Raw genomic sequence first — 10,555 nt, 5'->3', positions numbered from 1 at the left:
AAATCCAAACTACCGAAAACTCCTAGAATACGGCTCTCTCAGAGCCTGACTCTCCCAAAATATGTCCGAACTGTTGTTTAATAGGACGATTGCTTAACTGTCACAGCTTATTCCTGCACACCTAAACAACCTACCCACAATCAGTACAACATTCCAGGATTGAGGTAAAGCAAGTGTTTGTGGGAAAAATGGAGGTTTCTATCAACCCTTGATCCGCACTATTACTCATAACGAATAAACTGGGTTTAATAGGACGATTACTTAACTGTCACAGTTTATTCCTCCATACTTAAACAACCTACCCACAATCAAAACAACATTCTACCAAGGCGATAGTTATGTATTACAGTTTTGCAGGTTTCGGTGCGGCGACGGGCATATTTTTATTGTTAGTTTTTGCCATTCTGCAATGGTTGCACGTCTCCGCTGGCAGTTTTATTGATTGGGTTATTGCCATTGCTATTTTTGAATGGCTGTTGCTGATAGTTACAGTTCCCTGGAATATCCATTTTGAAGCTAAAGAAGTTTTAGCGCAAGCCGCAGAATCTACAAAAAAAAATATTGCTGTCGATCAGGAACAAGTCAAATACGTTACTGTATTAGTTAGCCGATCGCTCTTTGTGGCGATCGCACTTCACCTGTTTAGCGCGATCGCACTTTACGCCCTAGCCGCCACCGGAATTAGTGCTGTTGGCTATCTCAGTTCCGCTGCTGCACTGCTGTTAACTGTAATGCGTCCAGCTATCCGAGGTTATCATTATTTAGCCCAGCGGCTGACAACTATCCGCCGCCAATTTTTGCACCCCCGCGAAGATATTGTCGAACTCCGCAGCCGCTTTGCAGAATTAGAATCTACAGTTAGAGATTTGAGCAATCAATTAAGTTCAGACAATCCGAATTCGTGGGTGGCTGTCCAAAATCGGGAACGGGAAGCTATCAGAAGAGAATTAACTACTTTATCCGCATCTCTACAATCTTTGCAAGCGACAAATCAGGCAGAACACACTAAACTCAGAAGAGATGCAGAAAGTGCGATCGCCCAACTCACCGATGACGGACAGTTTCTCAACCACGTCCGCGAAATCATCCGCTTCTATAAAGAAGCATAAAAGAAGTCATTAGTGATTAGTCATTAGTGATTAGCGATTAGTCATTAATGATTAGTCATCAGTCATTCTCCCAATTACCCATTCTCAATTTCCTTCCCAATTATCTACCTTTAGATAGATGTCAAATACTCTCAGGCTGTGAAAGTGGCAATGTAGAGATAATTTTATCAGTCTTGAGGAAGGCTCAATAAATGTATTTTTCATATAGCAACCGCCCTGACGGTTAGCACGTTCTTAATTCCTGAAACCCTTGCGGAAGATTGCTTCTTCCTTTTCTCGTAGATAACTAAAACCTTTTTGCTTCTTCCTTGTTCCTTCAACATCTGCTATAAAAGCAAGTTCTCGAAAACTATAACCAAAGATAGTTTGTGAATGAGCTAGCTTGGCCTTAATATTTAAACATAAGCCAAACATCTTTTTGAAAAGATAACTCAGGAATAAATCATGACTAATCGCCAACCAACACCGCCCGACGAAGAAATTAGCAAATCAACGCCCGCCGACGAACAAATCGAAGCTAATATGGAAGCCCCGCACTACGACAGGGGCATTACTCCTGCGGAGACAGCAGCGCGGCAAGAACGCGAAGGTGCTAACTTCATGCACCCTACCACCGAAGGGAAGCAGAAAGGTGCAAAAACTGATGACCAAACCGATGACGAAAGCATTCACACTACAGATGGTTATACAGTAGACAAAGAAGGTCTAGTTAACAATTACGCGATCGAACCGGAAATGTACATCAACGAACCGGGCGATTTGAGAGAAAAAGAGGAAGCCGAAGCCCAAGAACGCGCTCGAATTCTCGCAGAAGTCAAAGATAAAAAAGGCGAGGAAGGAAAACTAACCGATGAAGAAGACACCCGCGGCAAAGGGCCGGGAATTATCTAGATTGTGTGGTTGGTAGTTGCATTTGGGCGCGCGAGGTTGCAACTGTAAAGCAAAGGGGGGGTTGTTATAGTTCCGGCAGTTATCGATCGATATTTCCGGTAAAACCCGCCCCTATCTTGCTGGAGACTTCTGTTTTTAGACTTGAGAATTTACATCGATAAATTACCGTCTGTATTGGTCTGTTTTCACAGCACAAACTCAAAAACGCCTTAAAATTACTCAAGCCCTAACATTTTCCTTCAGCCAATTAAACTTAGCCTGAGCCAGCGCCAAATTTTCCAGAACGTTAGGATTGATATCCTCCCGTTCAAATTCGGGTTTATCTAATTCTATATTGCGCCCGTATTCTATATGTCTGATCGTACCGCGCATCCTGTCTGCCAGACACAGTGAAATTCCATAATAAAACCGGGAAGCAAAGCCCATATCCTGTTGAAGTTTGATTACTAACTGCCGCCTGGGAATTGCCAGCAAGTGAGTTTCTTCGATCGCCTTCACCGTTGCCAAAGGAGGGCGAGCGTCAATAAAAGAAACTTCTCCAACCAGTTCTCCGCTGGCTATTTTAGCAAGTTCTTTAGTCGCCTCAGCCTCGATCAAAACGCTTAAACTCCCATCCAAAACAATGTATAGCGCATCGATCTGTCTCCCTTCATGGATCAAAATCGCGCCCGGATCTAGAATTTCCTTTTTGCCTTTTTGGACGATCCAGTTGATATCGTCATTATTTAACTGGCTCAAAATGAAAAGTGCTTTTTTTCTGCTGCTGTCGGCCATAAGTTTAGCTCCCGATGTTTCTTTTTTCTTATATAAAATTTAGAGTACACCCGGTTGCAACTTCTTCCGAAGCAGTAACTCCTGACTCAATCAGTTTTTTTTATCCTGCCTAACTTCTTCGCCAAACTTTTCTCGGGTCAGCCTTGCCCATAGCAGAAGATCGATCGAACTGAATCATAATCTCTAAATAGTAGCATTTGTTAAACAATCTTTTTTAAGTCGATCGGCATCGACAAAATCCCGCGAAATGCCAGTCTCAAAGGCAATTGGGTTCGCCCCCACAGCTTTGGGGCGGGATGGGGCGCGGCAGAAAATGCTCCGCGCCCAGTCTTGCTCACTAAATCGATCGCAAATCAGGATAGCCGGCCAACATATCGTCAGCAGTCAGAGTGTCCCCGTTCGCTTGAGGAGTCCACAGCACCTCAACCGCCAGCAACTGCTCGCTCGATACTCCGCCAATCTGGCGCAAAGCTTGGCGCAAATCTTCAGAGTTTTTCACTGCTGGCAATTGCAATTTGCCTTGAGTACCGACAAGTACCGTCACCACAATAAATTCCCCGGGATCTGAATTCAAATCAGAGGCAACCAGCGCGCCATTTTCCTGCGAACCTGGCAGGACATTGCTGCTCCCTGCTTGGCGGAGCTGATTGTTATAATTCGAGAGCGTTTCTTCAGTAAATTTACTGCGTTCTGCCAAAGAAAGTTGATTAAACTTAGCTTCGGCTGCTTCTAAGCGAGTTTGCACAGATTCAGCGCCCGCGTAAACCCAGTATTCAGGATGCCGCAGCAGCGCCAGAGTAGATTCTTGCACCACTTGAGCGCGACCGGCCGCTGTATCGGTATCCGCTTTGCGCGCTAGGGAGTCGAGTTCGGCTTGCAAACCGCGAGCCTCTGCTAGCAAACCAACTTGCAAGCGGGCGACAGATACGGTGGTAGTGGCAGCGCTGTTGCCGAGTTCGTCAGTTCCGCCTCCGGCGCGGCGGAAGCTTTGGACGAGGAAATTAGCGATCGAGATAAAAATCAAAATCGAGAACAGGCCGCCAAACCCGCCCCCAAAGCCAAAAAACGGCAGTAAGAACGGGAAACCGAAGCCGCCGCCAAAGCCACCGCCCGGGTAGTAACCGCCTCCCGACGGCGCGTAAGTGCGGCTCGGCGATGAGTAACTGGGCGCCGGAGCTCTAAAAGATCCGCCGCCGATGCGTCCTCCGCTGCGGGCTGCCAGAGCTCCGTCAGCGTTACCGAGGGCTAGCGTCAGTACCAGACCGATCGCGAATAGTGGTTTCAAAAGCGGTTTCATCTTTGAAATTAGTTGCTTGTACATAAGACCGTTACTATTCGATACATTTATAATTTACCGTCTATTCTCGCTTCTGGGCACCCTGGTTGCAGGTGTGAAGCCAGCGAGATATCCGTACTAACCGATCCGAGAAGCAGCATTAGGGCTGTGTCTGGGAAAGGGAAAGGCTACAAAGGACTTGCATTCCTGACTGGGAACAATGGACATCGCGGGTTTTACAGAAGTTTACTTAAGTACAGGGCGATCGGCCAACAATAAGCTCTAGACTTTTAAAGAAACGCCGCGAGTCCTAGAAAACAGGCCTTTATCTACCGTAAAAAAAACATTATGTTTCCAACTCACCGCCCCCGCCGCCTCCGCAACCATCCCCAACTCCGCCGGATGGTACGCGAAAATATCTTGACAACCAGCGATTTAATTTACCCCCTATTTGCCGTACCGGGGGAAGCTTTTGCCAAAGAAGTCACATCGATGCCGGGAGTTTACCAGCTATCGGTAGACAAAATAGTAGAAGAAGCAAAAGAAGTCTACGACCTCGGCATTCCGGCTATTATTTTATTCGGCATTCCCGCGGATAAAGATACAGATGCTACAGGTGCTTGGCACGACTGCGGCATCGTCCAACAAGCGACGGAAGCAGTTAAAAAAGCCGTACCGGATTTAATCGTCATGGTCGATACTTGTCTGTGCGAATATACCAGTCACGGTCACTGCGGCTATTTGGAAGTCGGAGATTTAAGCGGCCGCGTCTTGAACGATCCCACACTAGAATTGCTCAAGAAAACCGCAGTTGCTCAAGCTAAAGCCGGTGCAGATATTATCGCACCTTCGGGAATGATGGACGGTTTTGTCGGAGCAATTCGCGAAGGATTGGACTCCGCTGGATTTGAAGATATTCCCATCATGTCTTACGCGGCAAAATACGCCTCAGCTTATTATGGCCCGTTCCGGGATGCGGCCGATTCTGCTCCGCAATTTGGCGATCGGCGCACCTATCAAATGGACCCGGGAAACGGCAAGGAAGCTCTTAAAGAAATTGCTCTCGACATTGCCGAAGGTGCAGATATGCTCATGGTTAAACCCGCTTTAGCTTACATGGACATCATCTGGCGCGTGAAGGAAGCAACTAACCTGCCAGTTGCTGCTTACAACGTTTCTGGAGAATATGCGATGGTGAAAGCCGCCGCCCTCAACGGTTGGATAGACGAAGAAAGAGTAGTGATGGAAACTTTGACAGGATTCAAGCGTGCTGGTACTGATTTGATTTTGACTTATCACGCCAAAGACGCCGCGCGCTGGCTGCAAAACTGATTCACTCGATTAGAGATTAGAGATTAAACAATTGACTCCACAGCACAATCTTCGGGTGTTCTCGTGGAGTCAATACCTCTGTCGATAGATGATTTTTGAGCCATTACTCAACCTACTAGCTATCGCTTACGCTTACCGATGGACGGCGCCTCGAAACCGGGTTTTTACCGTTTCCGTGGGCTGTAACGAAGTATTAGTATGAAAAAAACCGGTTTCTCTGTAGACAAACTCTAAACCATACAAAATCAGTCATTCCCTATCTAAAATCTCAAATCTAAAATCTCAAATGGTATGAGTTATAAGTTGGGAATTTTGACTCAAAGACTTTTTTACAAAATTTACCCCAAAAAGTATTAATCATCACCGAAATTACTTAGAAAATATGTATCAATAAAAATAGTTTTGTAAATGGGGAATTCAACCATTGATCGTTCCCAAGCAAAATCAACTTTCACTCCTGTAAAACAGTAAAACTAACACAGTTTAGATACAACTTGAAGGCAGATTGAGCATGACATCAACGACTAGGGATTCCAGTCACATTCAATTTTGTATAGGTCGCGATCGCGCAGACATCGCACAGATCCAAGAACTATTTAAAGCCGCCGCCTTTTGGGCGAGGGAACGCAAGATAGAAGATTGGGAAATTGCGATCGCCAACAGCGAACCAATTGTTACAGTGTGGGACGGCTCACGGGCGATCGGCTTTGCCAGGGCAACCTCAGACGGCATCTATCGAGCCACCATCTGGGATGTCGCCATTCACCCGGATTACCAAGGTGCAGGACTCGGCCGCAAATTAGTGCAAACCGTCTTGAGTCACCCTCGAATGTGCCGAGTAGAGCGAGTTTACCTGATGACAACTTACAAACAAAGCTTCTACGAGCGCATCGGTTTTCAGAAAAACGCCAGCACCACCATGGTACTTGAAAATCAGCTTCTAGAAGAGAATCTCGAATTAGAAATTAGCAACGGCGAATTGCTAAGGGCTAATTGTTAAATAAGCAGAAAACTTGCACCAAAATTGCCTCAAAATCTCTTAAATGTAGGTGCGCATTGCGCACCTTACTCCCGATCGATAATTTCCCTCTTCCTTCCTTCTTCACTCTTTCATCTTGACGCTGGACTTCTTCCCTCCCTGCCTTAATCCGTTAAACAATCCATTCCCTTCTTCCTTCTTCACGAATTTGCCAAAGGAATAGAACACTGAGTCCGGTTAAAATTGGACTCTTCGGACTCAGAAGGCACAGCCAGAACCTCCAATTTTCCGTTCATCAAACTTAAAAGAGTCTGATTCATCAATAACCTCATTCCAGAAGACACCTTAGAATTATCGCTGCTCTTAGTAGCATCACACTCCAAATCGTGCTTAAGCAAATCCCAAGACTCACTCCAAGCACTCACTGAACGCTGATCGTCAACCCAAATGTGAACGTATCCAGATTCCGGCGAAGAATGCGCCGAAACAGAAATACTCCCCTCCTCCATCTGAGCAACAGCCGTATCTACCAAATTGACTAAAACTTGTCTAAACCTCGGCAAATCTGCCAATACATAAATTCCGGGATCTGGCGGTAATATCTCCAAACGAATGCTGCGATTTGCAGCTTGCAAGTAAGTTAAATCATCTACTTCATCAAAAATCGCAGCTAACTGAATCGGCTCAATATCCATCGTTTCAGTGCCGTGTTCAGTTTTAGCAACAAAGATAATTTCATCTATCAATTTCACCAGCTTGAGTGCGGCGAGGTGAGCTTGCTCGACAAACTCTCGTTCCTCAGCAGGATCGTCGCACAGATCCGACAGAATTAATTGCAGCGTACCAATCATACTGCTCAGGGGCGATCGCAACTCGTGAGAAGTTCGAGCCAAAAAACCCGCCTTAAATTGGCTCATCTCCGATGCCATCTGATAAGCCAATTGAGTTTGCTTAAGTTGCTCGGAAAGGGCATCAAACTTCTCTAAGTGAATTTCTTGAGGAGGTGGTTGCACTTTGGGCGCAGGTTCGGGCGGTTGCGAGCTTTTTTGCCGCAGGCGCCAAATCCAACTGCTTCCCAAACCCAACCCCAGTCCCATACCTAAATATATCAAGTCGCTCCAGCCGATCGGCGCCATATTGCTTTGCCTTGGAGTTTAGCTTTTAGCATTCTAACTCGATCGTGCCTTGTCGCAATATTTCCCACTCGCTGCCCGTCCATTTAGCCACAGTGGAAGGCAAACTCGAAGCTGTTGTCGCTGTTGCTAATTCAGAAGCAACTAATGTCAAGACTTCTGGAAAGTGAGCCTCAATTTCTGTCACAGACTCCAGAGGCGGCTGACCGGATAAATTAGCACTGGTAGTAGCCAAAGGGCCTGTCTGCTCTAGAATCTTTAGAGCAAGGGGAAAATTAGGCACTCGTATTCCGATTGTACTCGGGTTGATGGGATTCATCGCCGCCGGGACTTTTGCCGAAGCCGGCAGCACCAAAGTTAACGCCCCCGGCCAATAGGATTCGGCCACTTGCTGCCACAATTTTAACTCTGCTGGACTTCCCTGCACGTAAGGCCACAAAGCCTGGGCCGATGCTGCCATCAAAATCAGCGGTTTGTCTTGACTGCGACGTTTAGCTGCAAAAATCAGCTCCGAGCGATCGGGACGTGCAGCCAAAGCGGGTACAGTATCTGTGGGAAAGCTTACAATATAATCTCCTGAAATTGCCCCTTGAATCAAGGAGGCGATCGAAACTTGCGCCATTCGATTTTAGATTTTAGATTTTAGATTGAAGAGTTGGGTCTGAATTTTATTTAAATAATTGTAGCGACGTTTCCTGATATTGTGGTGCAGCAATTCTCGGAAATCCCACAATTGCTCTTCACCGCTGAATGCACGCTTGGGTATAATAAAAGTCGATTCTGGCACAGGATAGAGGGATGGCACCGGATAGATTACTAATAAATTTATTGTTTCAGTAAAGAATTCAAAATTTTCCCATTTAAAAGTCGCTTGCCAACTAGGAGTATTAAGTACCAGCCCCTCTCCTATCACTTCCACAGTCATAGGTTGCCCGCAGTTCGCAGAATTGGCGATGCTCGGCATCTCTCGCTCTCGATCTACCCCTATGTCCGATTCCACATCATATATTTCATATATTTCTTCTACGCCTGTCTGCACAAAAATTTTACAAAAAATAGGCAGGGACAACAAAATAACGCCCACCACTAAGAAGCCGTTCTCTTGCGAGAGCATTCCCATCACAAGAAAAAATAGTCCTATTAACAATACCCACTTATGAATGGTTCGCTTTTGTGATTCTTCAGATTTTGAGGTTTTTTTGAAATTCTCCAGACGACGTTCTTCGTAATCATTATAATTCAGTTGAAACTCAAAGTTCATTATTTTCAATTTAAACGTGAGGAACTCGTGGAATCTTGGTGTATAGCCATTCTCTAAATACTTGACGCTGCTCTCGGTTAAATGCCTGTTTAGGAAAAAAATGCGGAATGTTGGAAGAATCGTAAAAATAGATAGCGAACAAATTTTCTGTCTCTAGGAAGTGCGAGTAAAATTCCCACTTGACTTTGATGTTAACCTTTGCATTTTTAAACTCCAGTCCTGATTCCGTCACTTGTAGACTAACAAGTTCGTGCCAAAAATTAGTTCTATCTATCCACCTACCGAGTTTAAAGACTCCAAAAAATTGAGATATCCAATAAACAAGTTGTAAAATTGTCCAGAATAACAAAAAAGGCTGCAATGAAATCTCCCCTTTGAGCGCAGATTTAATATCCCAAAAAAGCAAAAGCCAAAAGAAACCTTTATCGAAGGACATGATATTGCGCCGCTCTAGCAACTTCACAATAGGGATGTAGCAGATGCCAACACCGATAAGGAAATAACCCCAAAGGGGATTTGGGCCAGCGATAATATAGACAATTCCGCCCCCCACAATAAGTACAGATCGAGTCCAAAACTCGACTTCCGAGAAAGTCTCTAATTTTGTGGAAATTCTACTAGCTTCTAAATATTCTTTGAACGTAAACTGGTATTCCAGCTTCACGGTGATACCTCTTGGGTGCTGAGTGCGATCGCAGTTTTTACCCCAACTATAATCTCTCAAAATCAAGCAAGTATACAGAGTCGAGAAATTCTCTCTTTGGTAGCCTTGCTCCCTACCGCCGATAGGCTAAAGCAAACCGATCGATTCCTGCTAAATCAGAAAATATCTGAACTTCACGGTAACTCCCGTGACTTTGCAGCATATCAGCTACCGCCTCAGCTTGTCCAGCCATCATCTCAACCAGCCAAACTCCCCCCGATTCTAAATAATCGGGAGCCGTTTCTACCAAATGCCGGATGCACTCTAACCCATCTAAACCGCCGTCTAAGGCCAGATGAGGTTCGTGTTGGACAACTTCCGGTTGCAGAGTCAGCACTGTGCTGCTGGGGATGTAAGGGGGGTTAGACACCATGCCGCTGACTTGACCTTTGAGAAATGCTAACGGTTCCCACCACAAACCTTGATAAAAATTAACTCGCGATCCAAAACCCAAATTCTCAGCATTGAATCGAGCAACTGCCAAAGCTTCCGAACTGCAATCTACCGCATAAATCCTAGCATTTGTCAACGCACAAGCTAAGCCGATCGCGATCGCCCCGCTGCCCGTCCCCAAATCCACCCAATGCGATTTTAAATTGATACAAGAGCTTTTAAGAGCTTCTACAGCCAAATCGATCAGCAATTCCGTTTCAGGACGCGGAATTAGCACCGCCGGCGTTACTTTGAGCGAAAAATCCCGCCAATGTGCAACTCCCGTTAAATACTGCACCGGCACCCGTTCCTGCAAGCGCCGCTGCCACAATTGAGTAAATTCACATAAAGACAACTTTAATTCAATTTTTGGCAAATCTTTAAACGACTCCAAACGCAGAGCCAACCTATCCAAACCAGCTAGCTCTTGCAGCAGCCAGTCGATTTCTGCTAGGGGAATGTCAGAGGCGATGGCCTCCGCCTTAGCTTGATTCACCCACTGCCAAAGCTCTAAACCAGAAACAAACATAGGACTTTTTAGTAACAGGTAATTGCTAATTACTAATTGGCAATTGGTAATTCTAATTAATAAGTAGAATTGATAAATAGTAGGTTGAATCGAGAAACCCAACCTACTAACTAAAGACTGATGACTGATGACTGAT

The 10,555-nt window shown here is 45.4% G+C and carries 11 protein-coding genes; 4 read left to right on the top strand and 7 right to left on the bottom strand.

Going from position 1 to position 10,555, the window contains the following annotated elements; all coding sequences use genetic code 11:
• Positions 1-338: 338 nt before the first annotated feature.
• A complete protein-coding gene (locus QUA13_RS10390) occupies positions 339-1,109 on the top strand; it encodes a hypothetical protein (RefSeq protein WP_333198238.1) in 771 nt (256 codons plus the stop codon).
• Between the two features lie 444 nt (positions 1,110-1,553).
• Positions 1,554-2,000 carry a hypothetical protein gene (locus QUA13_RS10385; RefSeq protein WP_333185582.1) on the top strand — a complete coding sequence of 149 codons (447 nt, stop codon included), beginning with the start codon at positions 1,554-1,556 and terminating at the stop codon, positions 1,998-2,000.
• A gap of 219 nt (positions 2,001-2,219) precedes the next feature.
• Here the strand turns inward: QUA13_RS10385 and QUA13_RS10380 are convergent, their stop codons facing one another.
• Together QUA13_RS10380 and QUA13_RS10375 are read right to left on the bottom strand one after the other, a co-directional pair.
• The gene (locus QUA13_RS10380; RefSeq protein WP_333198237.1) at positions 2,220-2,774 is read right to left on the bottom strand and encodes a cyclic nucleotide-binding domain-containing protein; all 555 of its coding nucleotides are present in this window, start codon (positions 2,772-2,774) and stop codon (positions 2,220-2,222) included.
• Positions 2,775-3,111: 337 nt separating this feature from the next.
• On the bottom strand, positions 3,112-4,095 hold the full coding sequence (locus QUA13_RS10375; RefSeq protein WP_333198236.1) for a DUF1517 domain-containing protein: 984 nt from the start codon (positions 4,093-4,095) through the stop codon (positions 3,112-3,114).
• Positions 4,096-4,398: 303 nt separating this feature from the next.
• On the opposite strand from QUA13_RS10375, the gene hemB reads away from it, so the two are divergent.
• Both hemB and QUA13_RS10365 read left to right on the top strand, forming a co-directional pair.
• Positions 4,399-5,382: a porphobilinogen synthase gene (hemB, locus tag QUA13_RS10370; RefSeq protein ID WP_333198235.1), complete on the top strand. Its 984-nt coding sequence runs from the start codon at positions 4,399-4,401 to the stop codon at positions 5,380-5,382.
• Positions 5,383-5,893: 511 nt separating this feature from the next.
• Positions 5,894-6,382, top strand: coding sequence for a GNAT family N-acetyltransferase (locus QUA13_RS10365; protein ID WP_172187312.1), 489 nt, complete (start codon positions 5,894-5,896; stop codon positions 6,380-6,382).
• Between the two features lie 179 nt (positions 6,383-6,561).
• Here the strand turns inward: QUA13_RS10365 and QUA13_RS10360 are convergent, their stop codons facing one another.
• The 5 genes from QUA13_RS10360 to prmC all read right to left on the bottom strand — a co-directional run bounded on the left by QUA13_RS10360 (position 6,562) and on the right by prmC (position 10,419).
• Positions 6,562-7,497 carry a HAMP domain-containing sensor histidine kinase gene (locus QUA13_RS10360; RefSeq protein ID WP_333185575.1) on the bottom strand — a complete coding sequence of 312 codons (936 nt, stop codon included), beginning with the start codon at positions 7,495-7,497 and terminating at the stop codon, positions 6,562-6,564.
• 25 nt (positions 7,498-7,522) lie between these two features.
• On the bottom strand, positions 7,523-8,116 hold the full coding sequence (locus QUA13_RS10355; RefSeq protein WP_333198234.1) for an L-threonylcarbamoyladenylate synthase: 594 nt from the start codon (positions 8,114-8,116) through the stop codon (positions 7,523-7,525).
• 6 nt (positions 8,117-8,122) lie between these two features.
• Complete coding sequence (locus QUA13_RS10350) at positions 8,123-8,755, bottom strand: hypothetical protein (protein ID WP_333198233.1); 633 nt, start codon at positions 8,753-8,755, stop codon at positions 8,123-8,125.
• 10 nt (positions 8,756-8,765) lie between these two features.
• A complete protein-coding gene (locus tag QUA13_RS10345; protein WP_333198232.1) occupies positions 8,766-9,419 on the bottom strand; it encodes a YcxB family protein in 654 nt (217 codons plus the stop codon).
• Positions 9,420-9,531: 112 nt separating this feature from the next.
• Positions 9,532-10,419, bottom strand: coding sequence for a peptide chain release factor N(5)-glutamine methyltransferase (prmC, locus tag QUA13_RS10340; RefSeq protein WP_333198231.1), 888 nt, complete (start codon positions 10,417-10,419; stop codon positions 9,532-9,534).
• Between the last annotated feature and the right edge of the window lie 136 nt (positions 10,420-10,555).

The organism is Microcoleus sp. S28C3 (genome assembly GCF_036700785.1).
In the GTDB taxonomy this organism is placed as follows: Bacteria; Cyanobacteriota; Cyanobacteriia; order Cyanobacteriales; family Microcoleaceae; genus Microcoleus; species Microcoleus asticus.
Note: the sequence above shows the minus strand (reverse complement) of the source record. Positions and strands in the feature narration are given on the sequence as shown.